Source organism: Sphingorhabdus sp. M41 (genome assembly GCF_001586275.1).
In the GTDB taxonomy this organism is placed as follows: domain Bacteria; phylum Pseudomonadota; class Alphaproteobacteria; order Sphingomonadales; family Sphingomonadaceae; genus Parasphingorhabdus.
The window spans coordinates 2,210,192-2,231,977 of record NZ_CP014545.1 but is presented as its reverse complement, the minus strand read 5'-3'; the positions used below and the strand labels follow the sequence as shown (position 1 = coordinate 2,231,977).

Here is a 21,786-nt window from a genome sequence, read left to right as displayed (position 1 = left end):
GAATGAGCCGATATTTTACCGATGAACATGAATGGGTCGAGGTCGAAGGCGACACGGCAACCGTCGGTATCACCGACTATGCGCAGGAACAGCTGGGCGACATCGTGTTTATCGAAGTGCCGGAAGTCGGCACGGAACTGGAGCAGGGCGATGATGCCGCCGTGGTGGAATCGGTCAAGGCTGCATCCGACGTCTATGCCGCGGTTTCCGGCGAAGTGATCGAAGTGAACGAAGCGCTGGAAGATGAGCCGGGGCTGGTCAATTCATCGGCCGAAGAAGATGGCTGGTTTTTCCGGATCACGCTGTCGGACAAGGATGAGCTCAGCGATCTGATGGACGAGAAAGCTTACAAGGCCTTTGTCGACGATCTGTAGGATTATATAGCCACTCCCCTTCAGGGGAGGGGTTGGGGTGGGGCCTGTCCTCACTCGCAAATTTGGATGCTGGCATCGAGCCAGCTTCCTCGTAACCCACCCCTTTCCCCTCCCTCGAAAGGGAGGGGCGATTGGAAGGAAGAATGTAATGCGTTATCTCCCTCTGACTCCTGAAGACCGGCAATCAATGCTGGCCACCATCGGCGCGCAATCGGTTGACGATCTGTTCGTCGATGTGCCGGAACAAGCCCGGCTGAACGGACCGATCGAGGGGCTGCCGATGCACGCCGGCGAGATGGCAGTGGAAGCGCATATGAAGGCGCTGGCCAAAAAGAATCATGCTGCCGGCGACATGCCGTTCTTCCTGGGGGCAGGGGCCTATCGTCACCATGTCCCCGCCAGCGTTGACCATATCATCCAGCGCGGTGAATTTCTGACCGCCTACACGCCCTATCAGCCGGAAATCGCGCAGGGCACGTTGCAAACGTTGTTCGAATTCCAGACTCAGGTCGCCCGCCTGTTCGGTGTCGATGTCGCCAATGCCTCTATGTATGATGGCTCGACCGCTTGCTGGGAAGCGATCACCATGGCGCAGCGGATCACAAAACGCAGCAAGGCGATTCTTTCGTCCGGCCTGCATCCCCATTATGTGTCGGTCGCCAGGACCATGGCGCGCTTCACCAAGGACAATTTGTCCTATCAGGTGCCGACTCTCGATGCCGCCACCGACGGCCAGAACATGCTGGACCAGATTGACGACGAAACCAGCTGCGTGGTCGTGCAATATCCCGATATATTGGGCCGCATTGGCGATCTCTCCGCGATCGCGGAGAAAGCGCACCAGCATAAAGCCTTGCTGATCGCCGTCGTTACCGAGCCCGTTGCGCTCGGCGCGATCAAATCGCCGGGTGAAATGGATGCCGATATCGTCGTCGGGGAAGGCCAGTCGCTGGGCGTCGGCCTGCAATTTGGCGGTCCCTATGTCGGCCTGTTCGGCTGCAAGCAGAAATATGTCCGGCAAATGCCCGGCCGGCTCTGCGGCGAGACCGTCGACGCTGAAGGCAAGCGCGGCTTTGTCCTGACGCTTTCCACTCGCGAGCAGCATATCCGCCGCGAGAAAGCGACGTCCAATATCTGCACCAACAGCGGCCTGTGCGCGCTGGCTTTCACCGCGCATATGACCTTGCTTGGTGAAAAAGGGTTGCGCGAACTGGCGATGCTCAATCACAAAAAAGCGGTGCAGGCGGCGGACCGGCTTTCGTCGATCAAAGGTGTTTCATTGTTAAATGACAGCTTTTTCAATGAATTTACCCTGGTTCTTGATACGGATTCACGGCCCATCGTGCGGCAGCTTGCCGATCAGCGGATTCTCGCCGGCGTCTCCCTCGGCCGGCTCTATCCGCAGGAACAGCCGCTCGCCAACGGATTGCTTGTCGCCGTCACCGAAACTTCGACCGACGGAGAAGTCGAGCAATTTGCAACCGCTCTGGAAGGAGCCCTGTCATGACCATGCTCGCCGAAGGACGCCCGACACAGCAGAAAGCCAATCTGATCATGCCCGACCAGAATAGCATCACCACCCACACCGGCAACCGCGCCCTGATGGTCGACGAACCGCTGATTTTCGAAATCGGCTCGCCGGATCGTAGCGGCGTCGATCTGCCCGAGGCTCCGCAAGTAGCAAGCCGTCTCGGCGGCCTCGAACGCGAAACGCCGATCGCCATTCCCGGCTTGTCCGAAGGCGAAATGGTGCGTCACTATACCAGGCTCAGCCGCCAGAATTATGCGATCGACGTAGGCCTGTTCCCGCTCGGCAGCTGCACGATGAAGCATAATCCGCGGCTCAACGAGAAAATGGCGCGGCTCAAGGGCTTTGCCGATATCCATCCGCTGCAGCCGGTGGACAGCGTGCAGGGTGCACTGGGTGTGATCAACGAACTGGCCGTCTGGCTGATCAAGCTGACCGGCATGCACGGCGTGGCGATGACCCCCAAGGCCGGCGCCCATGGCGAGCTTTGCGGCATCCTCTGCATCCGGGCTGCCCTTGAAGCGCGCGGCGACGCCCGTGAAGTGATCCTCGTGCCCGAAAGCGCCCATGGCACCAATCCGGCAACGGCCGCCTTTGCCGGATACAAGGTCGAGGATATTCCCGCCAATGCCGCTGGCCGGGTCGATCTGGAGGCGCTGAAGGCGCGTCTCGGCCCCGACGTGGCGGGCGTGATGATCACCAATCCGAACACTTGCGGCCTGTTCGAGCCCGACATGAAGGCGATTTCCGACGCGGTGCACGCTGCGGGCGGTTATGTTTATTGCGACGGCGCGAATTTCAATGCGATCGTTGGCAAGGTCCGGCCCGGCGATCTCGGCATCGACGCGATGCATATCAATCTGCACAAGACCTTCTCCACACCGCACGGCGGCGGCGGGCCGGGTTCCGGTCCCGTGGTATTGTCCGAAGCGCTGGCGCCTTATGGCCCGCTACCCTTTACCGAGCGTCATGCCGATGGCCATATCACTCTGGTCGAGGAAGAGACCGTGGAGGACCGGCATCCGCACACATTCGGCCGGATGAGCGCCTTTCACGGCCAGATGGGCATGTTCACCCGCGCGCTGACCTATATACTCAGCCACGGCGCAGACGGTCTGAAACAGGTGGCAGAAGACGCCGTGCTCAATGCCAATTATATCCTGCGCAGTCTGGAAGACGTGCTCGATGCGCCTTTCGCGCACAGCGGGCCGTGCATGCACGAGGCGCTGTTCTCGGATAAGGGCTTCACCAACGACCTGTCGACGCTCGATCTGGCCAAGGGCATGATCGACGAGGGCTATCACCCGATGACCATGTATTTCCCGCTGGTTGTCCACGGCGCGATGCTGGTCGAGCCGACCGAGACCGAGAGCAAGGCGGCGATCGATCAGTTTATCGGCGCCTTCCGTTCGGTGGCCGAGCGCGCCAAGGCGGGCGACGAGACGCTGAAATCCGCGCCCTATTTCGCCCCGCGCCGCCGCCTCGACGAAACCCGGGCCGCGCGCAAACCGATATTGGTGTGGACGGAAGACGAGGATTTTGCTCAAGCTGCGGAATGAGGGGGCGCAAGTCTGACATATTCGCAAAACATCATCCTCCCTGCGGCGCAGCCGTGGGGAGGGGGACCATCCGCAGGATGGTGGAGGGGCCCCTCCGTCAGCCGCGTCGGCTGCCACCTCCCCATCGCTTCGCGACAGGGAGGAAATAATTGATCCACCGCCTGACCAATCTTTTCGCCCTGTGGACAGTTTTGGGGACAGCCTGGGCATGGTTTCTGCCCGAACATTTCCTCTGGATCGTCGATGGCCGTTTCCGCCCGCTCGGCCAGCCGCTGGTCAGTGTGATGCTCGGGCTGGTGATGCTCGGCATGGGTCTGACCCTGTCCTTTGACGATTTCAGGCGGATCACCAGAATCCCGCGCTGCGTGGCAACCGGGGTCATCCTGCAATTTACCGTGATGCCGCTGGCCGGGATATGTCTCGCCATGACATTCGGGCTGGAGACCGGTCTCGCGGTCGGCCTGATCCTCGTCGCCTGCTGCCCCGGCGGCACAGCGTCCAATGTCGTCGCCTATCTCGCCAATGCCAATCTGGCGCTGTCGGTGACGATGACCATGGCCTCGACCCTGATCGCGGTCATTGCAACGCCGCTGCTGACCGGATGGCTTGCCGGCAAATATGTCGAGATTGACCAGTGGAGTCTGTTCCTCAACATGGTCTCGATCGTGTTGCTGCCGGTTATCGCAGGTGTCCTGTTCAACCGCTATCTGCCCAGAGCGACGGAGAAATTAGCGGTCATATCCCCGCTCGCGTCGGTAATCGTCGTCGTGCTGATCATTGGCGGCATTATTGCCAATAACAAGGCGCTGATCGAAGCGCATTTCGGGGTGCTGATGCTGGCGATATTAATGCTCCATGTCTTCGGTTTCGGGCTTGGCTATCTGATCACCAAAATCATGGGCCTCGGCGAAGCGGAGCGCCGGACGATCAGCATCGAGGTCGGCATGCAGAATAGCGGCCTCGGCTCCAGCCTCGCCTCCACACCCACTTTTGCCGCGCAATTTACCAGCCCGATGCAGGCAGCGCTCGCGCCGGTGCCAAGCGCCATATCGGCTGTCTATCACGTCGTCATCGGCAGTTTCCTTGCCGCAGTCTGGCGGCGGCAGCCTATCGATGCGGGAGACAGATGATGACCGATCCGAAACCCTGGACCATCGACGATGCCGCTCCGGGTGAACAGCGCCATGCCCCGGCAACGCTGCGCAACCGCGATGCGATTGTCGCGGCCCTGCGCGATATCCTGCCCGACCATGGCACCATATTGGAAATCGCCAGCGGCACCGGCGAACATGCGGTCTATTTCGGGCGGACCTTTCCCGGCCTGACCTTCCAGCCAAGCGATCCCGATCCGGCCTGTTGCGAGTCCATCGCTGCCTGGACCAAGCGCGAAGCAGTGGGCAATATCCTGCCGCCGAAACAGCTCGATGCGCAGGCCGCGCAATGGGACGTACAGGATGTGGCGGCGATCCTGTGCATCAACATGGTCCATATCAGCCCGTGGGAATCGAGCATCGGCCTGTTTGCAAAGGCCGGCAAGCTGCTCGCTCCGGGCGCGCCTCTCTATCTCTACGGGCCCTATCTGCGCGATGATGTCGAAACCGCGCCGGGCAATCTCGCCTTCGAACGCAGCCTCAAGAGCCGCAACCTGCGCTGGGGCCTGCGCGATGTCGCCGATATGGATGGGCTGGCGGCGCGCAACGGCTTCACCCGCGAAAGCCTGATCGAGATGCCGGCCAATAATATATCGCTGGTCTATCGAAAGAATTAAGCCCCTCCTTTTCAAAGGAGGGGTTGGGGTGGTTTGGTGCCGCTTGTCGCTGCGCGAGCGATGTTCACACATCGCCACCACCCCAACCCAGTGTCAGGTAAACACTTCCCCGAACTGTTTAGATCATGCCGGGGGCATGATCGACCTGATACTTCTAAAGAGGAGGGGCGAGCACCGTTCCCCTTGCCATGTCTTAATCGCGCGATTAACAAGGCTGTCAGAACAATATAGGAGCGGGCAAATGACAGAGACAAGACGCTGCATGGGATCTTCCATCGCCCATTGGGCCAAGCATATACCGGACAATATTGCAATCGACGATCCCGATGGTCTGGTGACCTATGCCGAGCTCGACAAACGGGTCACCACTTATGCGCAGGCCCTGACCGGTGCCGGTCTCGCCAAGGGCGACCGCATCTGCTGGCTCGGCAAGAACAGCGGCCTCTATTTCACCCTGTTCGCCGCCGCCAGTCGCGCCGGCATGGTCATCGCACCGATTGGCTGGCGTCTTGCCGCACCGGAAGTGGCCTATGTATTGAAAGACACGCGAGCACCGCTGCTGATCTGCGAGCCGGAATTTGCCGAGGTCGCAAAAAATGCCGCGAAGGAATCGCCCGAGACCAGGACAATACTCTGCACCAAATCCGGTACCGACCTGCCGACTCTGGAAGATTTTATTGCCAATACGACGCCCGGTGACTTGCCGCAATGCGACCCGGCAGAAGGCGTGCTGCAGCTTTACACGTCCGGCACGACCGGCAATCCCAAGGGTGCGGTGCTGGCCAATGACAATCTGTTCAAGCTGCGGCCGCTTATCGAGGACCAGCCCGACCATGCGTGGATCGATCTGAAACCGGGCGACAGCACGCTGGCGGTCATGCCCTGCGCGCATATTGCCGGTTCCGGCATCGGTCCGATCGCCTTTTACAATGGCGCAACGATGATGGTCATTCCCGAATTTCATCCCGATCATGTGCTCGATTGTATCGACAAGGGGCTCAACCAGTTTTTCCTGGTGCCGACCGCGCTGCAGATGCTGGTCAACTGGCCGCGCGCCAAGGATACCGATTTCTCCAGCGTCCGCAGTGTCACTTATGGTGCTGCGCCGATCCCGCTGGAACTGCTGCGCCAGTGCATCCAGACCATGCCGCAGGCGCTGTTCTGCCAACAATATGGCATGACCGAGACGACGGGAACCATCTGCATCCTGCCGCCCGAGGATCATGATCCGGCGGGCAACGAGCGGATGCGCGGCATCGGTATTCCGCTGCCCAGTGTCGAGCTCAAGATCGTCGATGAAAACCGGCAGGAAGTTCCGCCCGGCACAATCGGAGAAATTGCCACACGTTCCGGCCTCAACATGCTGCATTATTTCGATAATCCGGAGAAGACAGCCGAAACGGTCGACGCCGATGGCTGGCTCTATACCGGCGACGCGGCGGTGATGGATGAGGACGGCTATTTCTACATCAAGGACCGGGTCAAGGACATGATCATCTCCGGCGGAGAGAATGTCTATCCGGCAGAAGTCGAGAATGCGATCTTCGGTCACCCGCAGGTCAATGAAGTCGCCGTCATCGGCATCCCCGACGCCAAATGGGGCGAAGCGGTGAAAGCCGTGATCTCGCCCAAGCCGGATGCCGGCGAGGTCGACACCGACAGCATCATCGCCTGGGCCAAGGAACGGATTGCCGGCTTCAAGGTACCGAAAACGGTCGATGTCATCCCGGAATTGCCGCGCAATGCGTCGGGCAAGATCCTCCGCCGCGAACTGCGCGCGCCTTATTGGGAAGGCAAAGATCGCGGGGTGAATTGAGTAGGTGATCGCGGCGCTCCCGCGATTGACGCAGGATAGGACGACAGGATTTTGGGCCAGCAATTTGCTGCGTCTGATCGGGAGACGGGCACAGCGTGATTGTCTGCCCTGCAAAAGGAAGAGGACTGCCGAAATATAAAGAGATCGGAAGGAGAGAGAAGATGACCAACCGACTGTTCCCGGAACGTTGCGACGAGGATGCCGTGGAATATGTCAATGGCTATCCGGTACCGCCGGTAGCGCGGATGCAGCCGCTGCGGGCTATCACGAGCATGATCCGGATCTTCAGGGATATTGAAGAGACAAGCCATGTCTATGACCTGTTTCAGGCGGTGTCCGGCAAGGCCTATAGACAAGGCTTTGAACAGCTTTCTCAAACCGACTATGGCCGCAGGATATTGAACGGCGAGGTTCGCATCGAAGAATTGTTGAGCCGGCGGGACTGGCTTGCCGGCCTGCCGGAAGGCACCGTCGGCCATTGCTATTACAGGATGGTGGAGACGAAAGGCTTTGCCGTTGATGGGCTGCTCGATGCCGCCAGACATGCCGGGATCGATGTCCATGCACCTACCATGTTCGAGGCCTATCGCCGCTATTTCATCCATTTCGAGGTGTCGCATGATCTCTGGCATGTGCTCAGCGGCTATGACACCGATGCGCTTGGCGAAATCTGTCTGCTCGAAGTCTATCGCGGGCAATGGCCCGATATCGGACTGCGGCTGCTGATGCTGATGGGCACGATCGGCGCGATGGCGGAACGGTTTGACCAAAGGAAAAACATTCGGCGAGCCATCCGCGAGGGCTACCGGCACGGCCAGCAGGCGGATTTCATCCTGGCTGCCGATATCGAAAGACTGCTCGAAACGCCGCTGAAGCAGGCGCGGGCCGAGCTCAATATCAAGGAACCGAAAATCTATCGCTCGATTCCCTATGCCGTGCGCAGGGATTTGCAGGGCGGCGGCCAGACCGTTCAGGATCAGCCCGAACCGGTTTTCGAGGTTGGCTGGACCTGAATCTCGCCGGCTCTTGGGTCTGCTGGCAATCTCGCACCGGACCCGAGTTTGGATTGCTACCATGAATAGGGCGGTGTAACGCGCCGGCATGGCTAAAGCTGATCGACTTGACCGCCTGGACGCCCGTCGTTCAGAACTTGAAGCGGAATATACGGCAGCGCTCCTCGACGCCTTGCGAACAGCGGCATCGGGCAAAGCGGGATTATTCGATCATAAAGGGGATCGCAGGACACGCTTGGCCGTGGCTCCAACCATCGATAATCTGAGTGAACTGGGCCAGGAGATTGACAAGGCGAGAGACCTGCTCTTCATGCCTCCGTTCGAACTCCAACAGCAATTTCTCGCTTCACGCGGCCCGGTTGGCTCACAGGCAGTTGGCGAAGCGAAACAGGCGCAGGCCTGGCTTGATCGCCTTGCTCTTGCGGTGGATGACGAAGACAGCTGATTCCAATATTGTCAAAAAGCCGCCATGCCGCTGACCATCTTGGCTGCCGTCAACAATAGCCAGAACAATAGTCTGCTGCAGACCCAAGTACCACTGCCGAGGACTTTATTCCCGACCCGCGTTAACGCACCGGTCATTTTTCGTCCGCTAGTTAATCCCGATGCATGCTCAAAAAATATTCCGCACCCTGTTCTGGCTATTGCTCGGCATCATTCTCGCCATATCGCTCATGCCTGCCGGGGACGCGCCGACGGTTTTTGCCAATGACAAGCTCAACCACGGTCTTGCATTTTTCACTCTATCTCTGATGGCCCGGCTGCTGTGGACACGTGCACATGTGGCGAGCCTGTTCGTCCTGCTGATGGCCTTCGGCGGCGCGATCGAGATTCTGCAGCTGTCCATGGGATTCGGGCGCGACGCCGACTGGATGGATTTTGCCGCAGACATTGCCGCGATCCTGCTTGGTCTATTGGCTGGGAGATTGCTCTGGAGCATGACAGGCAAGCGTTCGATTGCCGAGTAAATTCCGGCTATTGTCTGCCGCCAATATCCTCCTTTAGCTCTCCGCCTGGGATGCTTTCCATGCGCCCATAGAGCCAAGATAAATGTCGAGCTTCCCAAATCCGCGACTGGCCAGCCAACCCGCTGCCACCGTCGCCCGCATCCCGCTGGCACACATCAATGTATAGTGGCGCGCCTTGTCGAGTTCCTTCCACCGTTCGTTCAGTTCGCCGACATAGATATGCTGCGAGCCGTCGATCGAGACTTCGCTTCGTTCATCCGCATCGCGCACGTCGAGCAGGGTCCAGTCGCTGCGATGCTCTTGCAGCCGCTTCCTGACTTCCTCGGTCTCGATCATCGGGATTTGTTCCATGTTCTTCCCTGCCGCCGCCGCCGGGACCACGCCACTATAGCCGCCAACAATATTGTCGAGCGCGATCCGGACGAGATGCTCTGTTGCACTGGCAAGCTGGCTTTCGTCCGAACCGATCAGCAAAATGCTGTCTTCCTCGCCGATATACCATCCGGCAAAAGCCGATATCATGCCAACCGGCAGGCTCATCGATCCGGAGAAATGACCCGAGGCATATGCCATTGGATCGCGCACGTCGATCCAATGGGTAGCGGAACAATCGTCCAGTTCCGACAGGCTCAGGTTTTTCGGCCTTGGCACCCGCGGAGCAGGATCGCCGCCTTCCAGATTGAGCCGTTCCATCAACCGGAAATAGGGGGGCTGATAATGATTCTCGCTGATCTTGGCCTCGATAAATTCATCCCGGCTCCCGATTTGCAGCCGGGGATTGTTTTTCCGTTCGTGGCCGACGGTCGAAAATTCCCGTTCCGCCATTCCCGATCCGCAAACCGATCCGGCACCATGGGCGGGATAGATCATCGCCTGATCGCCGAGCGCCAGAATTTTCTGCAGGGAATCGAACAATAGTCCGGCCACTTCGCGTTTGCGCTCCGGGTAGAAATCGGTCCGGCCGACATCGCCCACGAACAGCGCGTCGCCGGTGAACACGCCGACCGCGCCGTCAGGATATTCGCTGTCATACAGCGCGAAGGCGATATGATCGTCCGTATGGCCGGGCGTTTCGATAATCTCGATCGCCAGCTGCCCGATGACGAAACGGTCGCCTTCACGGGCGGTCTTCGCATAAACAACGTCACCCGCCGGATTGGGACCATGATATACCGCAGCACCGGTCATGCTTGCCAAGATCGGCGCGCCGGAAACCAGATCTTCGTTGCGATGGGTCTCGAAGATATGGGTGATTTCAAGACCCTCGGCGCGCGCGGTCTCGAGATAGATGTCGCAGTCCCGTCGCGGATCGATGACGGCTGCCTTGCCGCCGGAACCGACCAGATAGGAAAGATGGGACAGGCCGGGCGTCTTGATTTTTTTCAGCAACATGATTTTTCCTCGCGTCGATCAAATTACGCGGAAACCTGACTCGGGTTCCGCCGATATCGGGCCGGTAGCAACGCATTTGCTACAGTATCATCGGCTCCACCAGCCGATCAAAACCAGAACCGCACGCCCACCACATAATTGGTGACGCTTGAATCCTCACCGGCAAGCCGCGCAAAATCGCGGCTGCCGCCCAGTTTCCATTCCTGCTCGATCCCGACATAAGGCGCGAATTCGCGGGCGATCTCGTAGCGCAGGCGCAGGCCGAGTTCGATATTGTCGACACCGGAGCCGATTTCCAGTTCGGGAATCTCCTGAGCCGACAGGTTGATCTCGGCGCGCGGCTGCAGGATCAGGCGCTGGCTGAGCCGCTGGTCATATTCCGCCTCGATGCGCGCGGTCAGGCCGCCCTTGTTGGAAAGGAAGGCCGCAGCATCGACCTCGAACATATAGGGCGCGAGACCCTGGATGCCGATCACTGCGTGGGTGCGGTCGGGCCCTGTCAGGTCCTGCCGGACACCGGCCTGCAGATCGAAGAAAGGCGCGATGGCGCGGCTGTATAAAGCCTGCACTTCGGCGCTTTCGAGCGGCTCGCCAAAACTGCCTTCGCCCTCACTCTTGAACCAGAATTTGTCGATGTCGCCGCCATAATAGCCCTGCACATCCCACAGATAGCCGTCCTCACCGTCACGCGCGCGAAATTCCATCCGGTCGCCCTGGAACCAGAAGATCTGCATATCGCCATGCTCTTCATAGAGCGCTTCGCGAGACGGACGCATCGCATCGGCACCCCAGATCGCGTCGGCTGCATTGGCGGGGCCTGTCAGGCTGTTAGGCGGAGAGGCTGGTTGACCATGACCCATCGCGCCATGGTCCATCGTTGAATGATCCACTTCGGGCTCGGCTTCCTGAGCAGCGGGCATCTGATGCGCGCCATGGTCCATCTGTGTATGGTCCTGCGCCAGTGCTGGCGTGGCCATGATCATCGCCGCCAGGCTTGCTGAAAATAGCCGCATCATGCCGCTCCTCCTGGAAAAGCGACACTGACCGTCTGCATCATCCCGGCGTGCATATGGTAGAGCAGATGGCAGTGAAAGGCCCAGTCGCCCGGCTCGTCGGTGGTCACGTCAAAAGTCGCGCTGCTGCCCGGCTGGACGATCACCGTATGTTTTTTCGGCTGGTAATGTCCCTGGCCGTTGACCAGTTCGAAGAACATCCCGTGCAGGTGGATCGGATGCGCCATCATCGTGTCGTTGACCAGCTTCACCCGCACCCGCTCGTCATAGCCGAAGCGGATCGGATCATCGCCGACCGCGCTGAACTTCCTGCCGTCAAAGCTCCACATATATCGTTCCATATTGCCGGTGAGATGCAGCTCCATCTCGCGGTCCGGCGCGCGCTTGTGATGATCCATCTCGAGCGATTTCAGCAATCGATAGTTGAGCACCCGGTGCGGCACGTCATCCAGACCCAGGCCGGGATAGCCGGTGCGGTCCTGCGGGTTCATCGCCACCATATCGATGCCGGGCCCGGTCTTGACGCTCGCCGGGAGCAGCGCCGTGTCGCGCATGTCCATGCCGCCGCTCATATCCATAGCTGCCATATCATGCCCGCTATGCGCGTCGGCAGGCGCGGCTTCCGGCATCGCGTGGCCCATGGCCGCATGATCCATCTTGCCATGATCCATCGGCTCGGCCGCTTCGGCTTCACCGCTGCCATGATCCATTCCGCCCCCGTGTGAACCATGCCCCATGTCCACCATCGACAGCAGAGGCGGATCGCGCAGGGCAGGAAAGGCCGCCTCACGTCCGGGCTGCGAGGTCAGCGAGGCTTGCGCCATGCCGCTACGGTCCATGCTCTCCGCCGCGATCGCAAAAGCACCCGCTTCGGTCGGTGTGACAATCACGTCATAAGTCTCGGCCACGCCGATCTGCAACTCGTCCACTTCGACCGGCTGCACATTCTGGCCGTCCGCCTGGACCACCGTCATCGACAGACCCGGCAGGCGGACATTGAAGAAGGTCATCGCGCTGCCATTGATGATCCGCAGCCGGACCCGCTCGCCAGGTGTGAACGGCAGCTCCAGCCCGTCCTCCGGCCCGTGGCCGTTGATCAGATAGCTGTAGGTCGGCGCAGACACATCGGCGATATCGGTCGGCATCATCCGCATCCGCCCCCACATCCGCCGCTCTTCCGCGCTCAGCGGATAGTCGTCCGTCGCACTGGTTTTCTGCATGCTGAAATAGCCTTCGCCGACCTTCAGCTTCTTCATGATCGCATGCGGGTGCATCGGCGTGAATTCGCTGAGCAATATGATATGCTCGCGGTCATATTGCACCGGGTCGGGGCCGGCGGGATCGATGATGATCGGGCCATAATGACCGACCTGCTCCTGCAGCCCGCTATGGCTGTGCCACCAGTAAGTGCCCGACTGGCGCGGCGTCAGCGGCACATCAAAGCGCTCGCCCGGTTTGATCCCCGGAAAGCTGATCCCCGGCACACCGTCAAACTGGAATGGCAGCAGCAGGCCGTGCCAGTGAACCGAACTGTCGACATCCAGCATATTGTGCACCGAGAGGATCGTCTGCTCACCCTCCTTCAGCCGGATCAGCGGCCCCGGCACCGTGCCGTTGACCGCAATCGCATGGCCGGACCGGCCACCGGTGGCAAAGCGGCCATCGGCAATATGCAGATCGATCTTCGCGCCCGAAAGCTCGTGGATACCCTTGCGCACCGGGCCACCCATCTTGCCCATGGACCAGGCGGGCATGGGCAGGGCGGCGAGACCGCTCAAGGCGGCAAGACTGCCGATCATCCGGCGGCGGGAAAGGGAGAGATTGCTTTTTATCATGCAAATTCCTATATACCCCCCATAGGTATATTACAACAAGGGTTTGACCGTGAAAACCAGAACAGCAACGCTTTACCGCATGGTGATGGAGCAGCATATCTGTCCCTATGGGCTGAAATCGAAAGACCTGTTGGAGCGGCAGGGCTTCACGGTCGAGGACCATCATCTGACCACGCGGGCGGAAACCGATGCGTTCAAGGCCGAACATGATGTCAAAACCACGCCACAGACCTTCGTCGATGGCGAGCGGGTCGGCGGCTATGACGAATTGCGGGTCGCGCTCGGCAAGGACAAGCCGAAGGACGAGCGTAGCGACACCAGCTACCAGCCGGTCATAGCGCTGTTCACGATGACTTTCCTGATGGCGCTCGGGGCCGCCTTTGTCGCCACCGGTGCCTGGCTTTCGATATTGACCGCCGAATGGTTCGTCGCTTTCTCGATGTGCGGTCTCGCCTATCTGAAATTGCGTGATATCGAGAGCTTCTCGACCATGTTTCTCAACTATGACCTGCTCGCCAAGCGCTGGGTGCGCTATTCCTATCTCTACCCGTTCGGTGAAGGGCTGGCCGGCGTGCTGATGATCGCCGGTGTCGCGATGTGGCTGGCCATCCCCGTGGCGCTATTCATCGGTACGATCGGCGCGGTTTCGGTCTTCTACGCCGTCTATGTCCAGAAGCGCGAGCTTAAATGTGCGTGCGTCGGCGGCGACAGCAATGTGCCGCTCGGCTTCATCTCGCTGACCGAGAATATTTTCATGATCGGCATGGCGCTGTGGATGAGCTACAAGCTGTTCGCTGGCTGAGAAGGACCGAACCATGGCAAAAGACAATATCAGCGCGAAACTGAACCGGCTCCACCGGATCGAGGGGCAGGTGCGCGGCATTGCGAAAATGGTCGAGGAAGACCGCTATTGCATGGACATATTGCACCAGATGCAGGCGGTAAAATCCGCGCTCGCCAAGGTCGAGAGCCAGATTCTCAAGGATCACGCCGCCTGCTGCGTCAGCGAGGCGATTGCCACCGGCGACCCGGCGGAACAGCGCGAGAAATTCGACGAGCTGGTCGATCTTTTCGAAAAGATGAAACGCTAGGCGGCGAGACCACAGGCGTCACGCCCGGTTGCCGAATCACGCCGCAACAGCGGGCTTGGTCCTGTAGATCACGGTATCGCCGACGCCCTTCAACGATATGGTCTCGGGTGCTTCAAATTCATGGGCGTCGGTACATTGGTAATAGGTGGCGGCGGACACGGCGATCCCGTTCGGCTCGGCCGCGCCTTCGATCCGGCTGGCGATATTCATCGTGTCGCCCCAATAATCATAGGCCAGCCGGCTGGTGCCGACCACGCCGCCAACCACAGGACCGCTATGGATGCCGACCCGCAACTGGATATCGATCCCGCTTTCCGTGGCCCGGCTCTGCATTTCGGTGATCACGTCCTTGGCAAAGCTGACCGCATCTTTCGCGCCGGGTCCGGTCGACGCCGTGCCGCCCGATACCGCGAGATAGCAATCGCCGATGGTCTTCACTTTCTCGATGCCATAGCGGGTCGCGCATTGGTCGGCGATCAGGAAAAAGCCGTTCAGCTGCTCGACCAGATGGCCCGGCGAGAGTTGCTTGGAGAGTTTCGAGAAACCGACAATATCGATGAACACCACCGAGATATCGGAGAAGGAATCCGCCACCACTTCGCCGGCGCGCAGCCGCGTGGCGACCGCTTGCGGCAGGACGTTATAGAGCAGCTTCTCGGTCTTCTTGCGTTCCTGATTGAGCTCCTGACGCGCCACATACATCGCTCGCGCCCGGCGATCGGCTTCCCAGTTGGAGAAGATCGCGAACAGCAGGAAGAAGCTGATGTTGACGATAGTGTGGTACATCTCGTCGATCTCAATGCCGTGGGTATCCATATAGACGATGAATATCCCCAGCGTCCCGATCGCCCAGATCACGAACAGCCGCACATTTGCGACAAATGCGACGCTGGCGATGAAATAGATCAGGCCAAAGAAGACCACGGAAATCTTGGTGATATCCAGATCATTTTCAGCCGTGGTGCCAACCAATACCGTCATCAGGACAGCTGCGGCGACGGTCATGGCAACGAACGGCAGGATATCCAGCCAGGGCCATTCGACATAATGGCGGTTGGTCGTTACAAATATCGCCAGCGCAAAAAAGCCGACGATCGCCATCGTCGTGATATTGAATATCGCAAAGGCCTCGTTCGACGAAAAGACCGGGGTCAGCATGAAGAAGCCTAGGAAAATCAGCGGTCCGAGAATGAGTACCGCCCGGGTCGCCTTGAGCCGGGATGTGCGCTCGTCATGCACATAATTCAACTCGTCTTCGGCCTCGGCAAAATGATTGATAAATGCCATATATATCCCCCCGGATGAAACGGTCGCTGGCCGGAAAACCGTGCGGCGCGAATGCGGTAATCCGGCCCTTCTATCACAGGGCTATAGGGTGCTACTATTAACCAGTGGTTTTTTTTGGCTTATTTCCGGTGGCGAGCGGTGGACGGGTATTTCCGCTTCGGGCGCGAACGTGGGTGCTGCACTATATTGCAGCCGGTTTTCTCGGGTATTTCCTGAGAAAAATCATTGTCATTGCAGGAGCGATCACAAGCGGGCCAAATAAAATTATCGCGACAGGAATATCGAGCAGACCATAAATTTCGGCCAATGGTGCGCGCACCGCAATGATGAAAGCCCAGATCATGCGGGCCAGATGGCGGCGGATTCTGAGTATCGGACGTTGGCTGGCGTTACGAAAGAAATGCACATCGCCGGCGAGCAATATTATCGGAATGGCCAATATCACCAGCGGACCAATGGCTGGGATATTTCCGCCTGTGATTTGGGGAATAGCCATGGCGAGAAATATGCCGACAACGAGAATCTCGAACAGGAAAAGTCCATATTCCATGTTTCTGATCCTGGTAGAAGCGGGCTTCAGGGCCAGGATGGCGGTACCAACAGCATATGCGGCGGTAAGGGCCGCGACTAATAGTGGTGGTGCCATGCGAACGGATAGCAAAATCAGGGAAGTGATGGCGACAAGCAGAATAGAGATTGAAAAAACTCTGCCAGCCAAGATATGAATTGTGCTTCCCTTTCGGGTCGACAAGGCAATAATTGCGGCAACCAGCCCGACTATTCCGATTGCAATATGCCCATAGTAGCTCAAGGCATCGAACGGAGCTGGATTGTACAAGTCAACCGGATCGACGGGTATCATCAGCAATCCTTCAGCTATTTTCGGAGGTGGCAGTATCGCTTGTGGCTGATGCTATTGTCAATGTTCCCCTTCGGAACGTCGTGTTCACCACGATTTGATTTTTGCCAGTTCCCGCCGTCTGGGACCAATTGATCCGGTTTGCTGCGAACATTACCTTCGCCGCACGCAGGAGCGTCATGGCATGAGGGCGTAGCGCATTACTCTTTCCTACACCCACCCCAATCACTTATCCTCGCCTTGGCTCTTTGACAATTCGGACAAGACTACAGCGATAGCGCTCGCCCGCCTGAACCAACCGGACCAGATTGCCCGGTTCGCCTAAAGGTTACACTCGGCGCGATGGTGGGGGAGAGAAAAGACCGGAAATTTGCGGCTTTGGGGCAAAGGTCACGGAAAACAAAAGGGCGCGTTTGTGTAAAGTTTTCATTGTGAGCGCGGTTGAGGGTATCGCGTGGCCATCGGGTCGTTAGCTTTGCTGGCCTGCGGCTCGACAGGCTCAGGACGAACGAGGTTTCTTTTACGGGTTCGCACGAAGACACCAAGGCACAAAAGGTGCTAGAAACACGTGCCAAGTCTTTGTGACTTCGTGGCTTTGTGTGAGAATAATGGCTCGCGATGCCGGTCGCGAAAAACCGTTCCTTGGCCGAAGTTTGACGAACTTTGGCATGGCTGAAGGCAAGAATCCGTTCGTGTCGAGCGTAGTCGAGACACATGGCGCAAGGCTTCTCGACTACGCTCGAAGCGAACGGATTAGGGTGCACTCGTCATCCTGAACTTGTTTCAGGACCTCGGGCGGCGGCACGCAATCTCAAGGGGTCCTGAAACAAGTTCAGGATGACGATGCTGTCCAGCTTGCTCGCGCCAAGCGCTTTGGCAGGCTCAGTGCGAACGGTGTTTGCAGACGGACTATTCCGCCGGGAACCAGCGCCCCTCGAATATCACGCCCTTGATCCCGACCTCCTGCAGCTTTGCCGCGCCGCCGACATAGGGATCCCGATCAAGCACGGTGAAATCGGCTTTCTTGCCGGTGGCGATACTGCCGACCATCGCATCAAGGCCGATTACCTGCGCCGCCTCAACGGTGATCGCGCGCAAGGCCTTGTCAAGCGAGAGCCGCTCTTTCGGCGCTTTCACATTGCCGTCGAGGGTGATCCGGTTGCTCGCCACCCAGGCGAGATAGAGCGGGTCGATCGGCGCCATGTTGAAGTCGCTGTGCAGGCCGAGCGGCACATTCTTGCGCTCGAGCGAACCGAGGCGGCTCATCTGCGCCGCGCGGTCGGGACCCATGCCGGTCTTCGCATAGGCATCGCCGAGGATGCGGATATAGTTCGGCTGCGCGGAAACATAGAGGCCCATATCGCCGATCCGCCGGTTCTGCGCCTCGGTCGAATAGCCGAGATGCTCCATGACGATATTCTGGCCGTTGCGGAGGGCGAGCTTTTCGGTGATGTCGAGCACCACATCGAGGCCCTTGTCGCCGTTGACATGGGTGTGCAGGTTCCAGCCGGCGTCCCAGAAACGCTCGGTCTGCCTGAGCAGTTCCTCCGGTTCGGTCAGCCATTTGCCCTCGTGACCGTCGCTGTAACCGGGCGGGTTCATCTGCATATATTGGGCGAAGAACGCGCCATCGGCGAACAGCTTCACCCGGTTGGAGAAGAAGAATTTGGGGCTGTCATATCTGGCTTTCATATCCTTGAGCCAGACATTGGGATCGCCGGTGACCAGCGGCGCAACGGGAATCGCGAGGATGCGCGACGGCGTGGTCGGCTGGTCGTAAAGGCTCTTGAACAGAGCCGACTCCATCTCCGGTCCGCCGAAGCCGCCGAATGCCAGATCGGCGCTGGTGGTGACGCCATTTTCGAGCATCATCTGGCGCATGTCGGCCAGACCCTGCTGCACCTTGGCCGGTGAGAAGAGATAAGGCCGGAGCATCTCGATGCCGTTGAACAAGGCGGTCTCGTGGATGATGCCGCTGGCATAAGCGGCATGGCCGGGATCGATATTGGGCTTGCTGAACGCGGCGACGAAAGCCGCTTCGTCGCCGATACCGAGCAGCGTCAGCGCCTTGCTGTTGGCGATGATCTCGTGGAAGCTTCGCTGCCAGATCACCACCGGCCGGTTGGGCGCGATCCGGTCGAGCTCGGCGCGGTCCATGTCGCCGTGGAACAGCTTGTGATGGCCCCAGGTGATGAACAGGGCGTCTTCGCTCTTGGCCATTTCCTCGCGCAGGCGCTGCTCATATTGCGCCTTGCCGCGCGCCGCCGGATAGGTCTTGCCGGGGAGCTGCCACTCTTCGGGGCTGATGAACGGCATCGGCAGCATCATGATCGTCTGCATCGGATGGATATGCGGCTCGATAAAGCCGGGCATCAGGATCTGCCTGGCAAACTGCCGGTCGACGGTGACCTTGCGATCCCTCGTCCATGCTTCCAGATCTTCCAGAGTCTGGCCGAGACCGAGGATGATCCCGTCGGCGGTGGCGACGTAGCGGGCCTCGGAATAGCCGGGCTCCATGGTGATGATCTTGGCGGCTTCGAAGATGGTGACTTCGGGATAGGGGAGGGCAGCGGGCGCCTCTTCGGCCTGCGCGCCACTTGCCAACAGCAACGTCAGCGCCGCCGCAAAAATGTGCCTGATCTTCCGCATGTCTCTCTCCCTCAAGCGGGAGTGACTATGCGCTCGGCTCCGCCTTGGCAACCGTCAGCTTGCTCGACTTCACATGTTCGCGCCAGGCGATGAACAGGCCCGAGCCGATGATCACCGGCGCGCCAAGCCAGATCGACAGGCCGGGATATTGGCCGAAGATGACGATGCCGAAGAAGCTCGCCCAGATCAGCGAGCTATAGTCCATCGGCACGATCGTCGACACCGGCGCATAGCGCAGCGACTGGGTGATGCACAGCTGTCCCAGAGCGCCGAACAAGCCGATGCCGAGCAGATAGCCCCATGTCTGCGCATCATGGCCGCCGCCGTAGATGAAGGCGCAGATCGTGAGAGCGGGCAGGGTGTAGACCGAGAACCAGAAGATGGTGACGACGCTGGTCTCGGTGCGGCCCAATATGCGGATCACCATGGTGACCGCTGCGGTGACCAGAGCACCGCCGAGAGCAATGGCCGCGCCGGCAGCGGGGATCAGCGACCCGCCCGGCTGGACGACGATGAGCACGCCGACAAAGCCGATCAGGATTGCCGACCAGCGCCGGATACCGACTTGCTCCCGCAGGAACATGGCGGCGAACAGGGTGGCGAAAATCGGGACGGTGAAGCTGATCGTGGTAGCATCGGCGAGTGGCAGCAGGGTCATTGCCCAGAAATTCAGACCCATGGCGAAAATGCCCAGCACCGACCGCAGGATATGAAGCTTGTGCTTGTTCGAAATGATCGACGGCCAGCCGGCCCGGCTCCGCATGATCAGAAAGCAGATCAGCGGCATGGCGATCAGCTGGCGGTAGAACAGGCTTTCGGTGACATGCACGCCTTGCTCGCCCGCCAGCTTGACGAAGGTGAACATGACCGCGAGCGAAAGCATCGCCGCCAGACGCGTTAGGATTCCTGCCATCGGCCGGTTCTGTCCTGCGGCACGGTCATCGGTCATGCGATATTGCCAATAAAGATAGCGCTACGGGAGTTGTGCATTGGCGCGGTTAATAGCATATAGCCCCCAAATGCAATCAGGAGTCTTTTCAATGCGCACGATTACCCACGTTCTGGCCTCTGGAGGAACCGCGGAAGCGGCTCGTCAGGGTGATATTTTTGACCCCAATAATGGCGGTATCCAGGGCAAGGTGGATCTCGGCGATGCGGCGGTACTCGACAAGGCGGTGGATGCGGCGCTGGCGGCGCAACCGGCCTGGGCAGCAACCAACCCGCAGCGGCGCGCGCGGGTGATGTTCAAGTTCAAGGAACTGGTCGAGGCCAATATGGACGAACTGGCCCATATGCTGTCGATCGAACATGGCAAGGTGATCGCGGATTCCAAGGGCGATATCCAGCGCGGTCTCGAAGTGATCGAATTCTGCTGCGGCATTCCGCATGTCCTGAAGGGTGAATATACCCAGGGCGCAGGACCCGGCATCGACGTCTATTCGATGCGCCAGCCGATCGGCATCGGCGCCGGCATCACCCCGTTCAACTTCCCGGCGATGATCCCGATGTGGATGTTCGGCCCGGCGATCGCGACCGGCAATGCCTTCATCCTGAAGCCATCCGAACGCGATCCTTCGGTGCCGGTTCGGCTTACCGAACTGATGCTCGAGGCCGGTTTGCCGGAAGGCATTTTGCAATGTCTGCATGGTGACAAGGAAATGGTCGATGCCATTCTCGATCATCCGGCCATTGGCGGCGTGAGCTTTGTCGGTTCGTCCGATATTGCCCATTATGTCTATAATCGCGGCGTTGCGGCCGGCAAGCGGGTTCAGGCGATGGGCGGCGCGAAAAACCATGGTATTGTTCTTCCCGATGCGGATCTCGATCAGGTCGTGAACGATCTCTCCGGCGCTGCTTTCGGTTCGGCCGGCGAACGCTGCATGGCATTGCCGGTGGTCGTTCCGGTGGGCGAAGAAACAGCAGAACGGCTTCGCGAGAAAATGATTCCCGCGATGGCCGCATTGCGTGTCGGCATCTCGACCGACGAGGAAGCCCATTACGGGCCGGTTGTAAACCCCGCGCACAAGGCGCGTGTCGAAGGCTGGATCCAGAAGGGTGTCGACGAAGGCGCGGAACTCGTTGTCGATGGCCGCGGCTTCTCGTTGCAGGGTCATGAGGAAGGTTGTTTCATCGGCCCCTCTCTGTTCGACCATGTTACCACCGACATGGAAAGCTACAAGGAAGAGATTTTCGGTCCCGTATTGCAGATCGTCCGCGCCAAGAATTTCGAGGAAGCGCTCGCGCTGCCGAGCCAGCATCAATATGGCAATGGCGTCGCGATCTTCACCCGTAATGGCCACGCGGCTCGCGAATTTGCCAACCGGGTCAATGTCGGCATGGTCGGCATCAACGTGCCGATCCCGGTACCGGTCGCCTATCACAGCTTCGGTGGCTGGAAGCGGAGCGCCTTCGGCGACACCAACCAGCACGGCATGGAAGGCGTGAAATTCTGGACCAAGGTCAAGACAATCACCCAGCGCTGGCCCGACGGCACCGCAGATGGCGGCAACAAGGATGCATTCGTTATTCCGACCATGGGCTAAAAGCCCGGCAAGGCCTGGGCGCCATAGAGTTCCAAATCAGGACAAGCCGCCCGAAACGCTGGAAATCCCGGCATTTCGGGCGGAAATGAAC

Annotated in this window: 19 protein-coding genes; 12 read left to right on the top strand and 7 right to left on the bottom strand. The window is 59.4% G+C overall.

Annotation, left to right across the window (positions count from 1 at the left end; all coding sequences use genetic code 11):
* Positions 1–2 precede the first annotated feature (2 nt).
* The 9 genes from gcvH (at position 3) to AZE99_RS10585 (ending at position 9,026) form a co-directional block, all read left to right on the top strand.
* Entirely contained in the window at positions 3–374 is a 372-nt protein-coding gene (gene gcvH / locus AZE99_RS10625; protein ID WP_067200782.1) for a glycine cleavage system protein GcvH, read from the top strand.
* A 148-nt stretch (positions 375–522) separates the two neighbouring features.
* Positions 523–1,881 (top strand): aminomethyl-transferring glycine dehydrogenase subunit GcvPA, encoded by a 1,359-nt coding sequence (gcvPA, locus tag AZE99_RS10620; protein ID WP_067200779.1) that lies wholly within the window; start codon positions 523–525, stop codon positions 1,879–1,881.
* Positions 1,878–3,461 carry an aminomethyl-transferring glycine dehydrogenase subunit GcvPB gene (gene gcvPB / locus AZE99_RS10615; RefSeq protein WP_067200776.1) on the top strand — a complete coding sequence of 528 codons (1,584 nt, stop codon included), beginning with the start codon at positions 1,878–1,880 and terminating at the stop codon, positions 3,459–3,461. Before gcvPA ends, gcvPB begins: the two co-directional genes overlap by 4 nt.
* A gap of 149 nt (positions 3,462–3,610) precedes the next feature.
* A complete protein-coding gene (locus AZE99_RS10610) occupies positions 3,611–4,591 on the top strand; it encodes a bile acid:sodium symporter family protein (protein ID WP_067200773.1) in 981 nt (326 codons plus the stop codon).
* Entirely contained in the window at positions 4,591–5,229 is a 639-nt protein-coding gene (locus tag AZE99_RS10605) for a DUF938 domain-containing protein (RefSeq protein ID WP_082788333.1), read from the top strand. The genes AZE99_RS10610 and AZE99_RS10605 overlap by 1 nt, the downstream gene beginning before the upstream one ends.
* A 241-nt stretch (positions 5,230–5,470) precedes the next feature.
* A complete protein-coding gene (locus AZE99_RS10600; protein ID WP_067200768.1) occupies positions 5,471–7,045 on the top strand; it encodes a long-chain-fatty-acid--CoA ligase in 1,575 nt (524 codons plus the stop codon).
* A gap of 161 nt (positions 7,046–7,206) precedes the next feature.
* Positions 7,207–8,058, top strand: a complete 852-nt coding sequence (locus AZE99_RS10595; RefSeq protein WP_067200765.1) for a Coq4 family protein — start codon at positions 7,207–7,209, stop codon at positions 8,056–8,058.
* An 88-nt stretch (positions 8,059–8,146) separates the two neighbouring features.
* Complete coding sequence (locus AZE99_RS10590) at positions 8,147–8,503, top strand: hypothetical protein (protein ID WP_067200763.1); 357 nt, start codon at positions 8,147–8,149, stop codon at positions 8,501–8,503.
* A gap of 160 nt (positions 8,504–8,663) precedes the next feature.
* Complete coding sequence (locus AZE99_RS10585) at positions 8,664–9,026, top strand: hypothetical protein (protein WP_067200760.1); 363 nt, start codon at positions 8,664–8,666, stop codon at positions 9,024–9,026.
* 33 nt (positions 9,027–9,059) lie between these two features.
* On the opposite strand, the gene AZE99_RS10580 is transcribed toward AZE99_RS10585, so the two are convergent.
* From AZE99_RS10580 to AZE99_RS10570, 3 genes are all read right to left on the bottom strand, one after another.
* Positions 9,060–10,418, bottom strand: a complete 1,359-nt coding sequence (locus tag AZE99_RS10580) for an MBL fold metallo-hydrolase (RefSeq protein WP_067200758.1) — start codon at positions 10,416–10,418, stop codon at positions 9,060–9,062.
* Between the two features lie 107 nt (positions 10,419–10,525).
* Positions 10,526–11,434, bottom strand: a complete 909-nt coding sequence (locus AZE99_RS10575; RefSeq protein WP_067200755.1) for a copper resistance protein B — start codon at positions 11,432–11,434, stop codon at positions 10,526–10,528.
* Positions 11,431–13,266, bottom strand: a complete 1,836-nt coding sequence (locus tag AZE99_RS10570) for a copper resistance system multicopper oxidase (RefSeq protein ID WP_082788332.1) — start codon at positions 13,264–13,266, stop codon at positions 11,431–11,433. Before AZE99_RS10570 ends, AZE99_RS10575 begins: the two co-directional genes overlap by 4 nt.
* 43 nt (positions 13,267–13,309) lie before the next feature.
* On the opposite strand from AZE99_RS10570, the gene AZE99_RS10565 reads away from it, so the two are divergent.
* The gene (locus AZE99_RS10565) at positions 13,310–14,068 is read left to right on the top strand and encodes a glutaredoxin family protein (RefSeq protein WP_443027761.1); all 759 of its coding nucleotides are present in this window, start codon (positions 13,310–13,312) and stop codon (positions 14,066–14,068) included.
* 13 nt (positions 14,069–14,081) lie between these two features.
* Positions 14,082–14,357, top strand: a complete 276-nt coding sequence (locus AZE99_RS10560; protein WP_067200750.1) for a metal-sensitive transcriptional regulator — start codon at positions 14,082–14,084, stop codon at positions 14,355–14,357.
* Between the two features lie 36 nt (positions 14,358–14,393).
* Here AZE99_RS10560 and AZE99_RS10555 read toward each other — a convergent pair whose 3' ends face one another.
* The 4 genes from AZE99_RS10555 to AZE99_RS10540 form a co-directional block, all read right to left on the bottom strand.
* Complete coding sequence (locus AZE99_RS10555; protein ID WP_067200747.1) at positions 14,394–15,644, bottom strand: adenylate/guanylate cyclase domain-containing protein; 1,251 nt, start codon at positions 15,642–15,644, stop codon at positions 14,394–14,396.
* A 181-nt stretch (positions 15,645–15,825) separates the two neighbouring features.
* Positions 15,826–16,194 (bottom strand): hypothetical protein, encoded by a 369-nt coding sequence (locus tag AZE99_RS10550; protein ID WP_067200744.1) that lies wholly within the window; start codon positions 16,192–16,194, stop codon positions 15,826–15,828.
* A gap of 1,218 nt (positions 16,195–17,412) precedes the next feature.
* Positions 17,413–19,152, bottom strand: a complete 1,740-nt coding sequence (locus AZE99_RS10545; RefSeq protein ID WP_067200741.1) for an amidohydrolase — start codon at positions 19,150–19,152, stop codon at positions 17,413–17,415.
* Positions 19,153–19,177: 25 nt separating this feature from the next.
* Positions 19,178–20,101: a DMT family transporter gene (locus AZE99_RS10540; protein ID WP_067200739.1), complete on the bottom strand. Its 924-nt coding sequence runs from the start codon at positions 20,099–20,101 to the stop codon at positions 19,178–19,180.
* Positions 20,102–20,192: 91 nt separating this feature from the next.
* On the opposite strand from AZE99_RS10540, the gene AZE99_RS10535 reads away from it, so the two are divergent.
* A complete protein-coding gene (locus tag AZE99_RS10535) occupies positions 20,193–21,695 on the top strand; it encodes a CoA-acylating methylmalonate-semialdehyde dehydrogenase (RefSeq protein WP_067200736.1) in 1,503 nt (500 codons plus the stop codon).
* Positions 21,696–21,786: the final 91 nt, after the last annotated feature.

Bases quoted from the DNA above. Each gene is read 5' to 3' on its own strand.
- AZE99_RS10560 (WP_067200750.1), top strand. From the start codon at position 14,082: ATGGCAAAAGACAATATCAGCGCGAAACTGAACCGGCTCCACCGGATC.
- AZE99_RS10600 (WP_067200768.1), top strand. From the start codon at position 5,471: ATGACAGAGACAAGACGCTGCATGGGATCTTCCATCGCCCATTGGGCC.
- AZE99_RS10555 (WP_067200747.1), bottom strand. From the start codon at position 15,644: ATGGCATTTATCAATCATTTTGCCGAGGCCGAAGACGAGTTGAATTAT.
- gcvPB (WP_067200776.1), top strand. From the start codon at position 1,878: ATGACCATGCTCGCCGAAGGACGCCCGACACAGCAGAAAGCCAATCTG.
- gcvPA (WP_067200779.1), top strand. From the start codon at position 523: ATGCGTTATCTCCCTCTGACTCCTGAAGACCGGCAATCAATGCTGGCC.
- AZE99_RS10580 (WP_067200758.1), bottom strand. From the start codon at position 10,418: ATGTTGCTGAAAAAAATCAAGACGCCCGGCCTGTCCCATCTTTCCTAT.
- AZE99_RS10585 (WP_067200760.1), top strand. From the start codon at position 8,664: ATGCATGCTCAAAAAATATTCCGCACCCTGTTCTGGCTATTGCTCGGC.
- AZE99_RS10590 (WP_067200763.1), top strand. From the start codon at position 8,147: ATGGCTAAAGCTGATCGACTTGACCGCCTGGACGCCCGTCGTTCAGAA.
- gcvH (WP_067200782.1), top strand. From the start codon at position 3: ATGAGCCGATATTTTACCGATGAACATGAATGGGTCGAGGTCGAAGGC.
- AZE99_RS10595 (WP_067200765.1), top strand. From the start codon at position 7,207: ATGACCAACCGACTGTTCCCGGAACGTTGCGACGAGGATGCCGTGGAA.
- AZE99_RS10540 (WP_067200739.1), bottom strand. From the start codon at position 20,101: ATGACCGATGACCGTGCCGCAGGACAGAACCGGCCGATGGCAGGAATC.
- AZE99_RS10575 (WP_067200755.1), bottom strand. From the start codon at position 11,434: ATGATGCGGCTATTTTCAGCAAGCCTGGCGGCGATGATCATGGCCACG.
- AZE99_RS10550 (WP_067200744.1), bottom strand. From the start codon at position 16,194: ATGGAATATGGACTTTTCCTGTTCGAGATTCTCGTTGTCGGCATATTT.
- AZE99_RS10535 (WP_067200736.1), top strand. From the start codon at position 20,193: ATGCGCACGATTACCCACGTTCTGGCCTCTGGAGGAACCGCGGAAGCG.
- AZE99_RS10605 (WP_082788333.1), top strand. From the start codon at position 4,591: ATGACCGATCCGAAACCCTGGACCATCGACGATGCCGCTCCGGGTGAA.
- AZE99_RS10570 (WP_082788332.1), bottom strand. From the start codon at position 13,266: ATGATAAAAAGCAATCTCTCCCTTTCCCGCCGCCGGATGATCGGCAGT.
- AZE99_RS10545 (WP_067200741.1), bottom strand. From the start codon at position 19,152: ATGCGGAAGATCAGGCACATTTTTGCGGCGGCGCTGACGTTGCTGTTG.